At 49.5% G+C, this 220-nt stretch carries 1 tRNA gene and 1 rRNA gene; both read left to right on the top strand.

Going from position 1 to position 220, the window contains the following annotated elements:
• A 16S ribosomal RNA gene (locus HC752_RS24615) occupies positions 1–80 on the top strand; the annotation flags it as partial.
• Positions 81–146: 66 nt separating this feature from the next.
• Positions 147–220 (top strand) — tRNA-Ile (locus HC752_RS24610).

Raw genomic sequence — 220 nt, 5'->3', positions numbered from 1 at the left:
TTACCACTTTGTGGTTCATGACTGGGGTGAAGTCGTAACAAGGTAGCCCTAGGGGAACCTGGGGCTGGATCACCTCCTTATACGATGATTATTGAGACGAGTGTCCACACAGATTGATACGGTTTATAACAGTTAAGAGTAATGTTGGGTCTGTAGCTCAGCTGGTTAGAGCGCTCGCCTGATAAGCGGGAGGTCGGTGGTTCAAGTCCACTCAGACCCA

The sequence above is a fragment of the Vibrio sp. S9_S30 genome (genome assembly GCF_014694455.1).
Lineage (GTDB): Bacteria > Pseudomonadota > Gammaproteobacteria > Enterobacterales > Vibrionaceae > Vibrio.
This window is presented reverse-complemented; position numbering and strand designations above follow the sequence as displayed.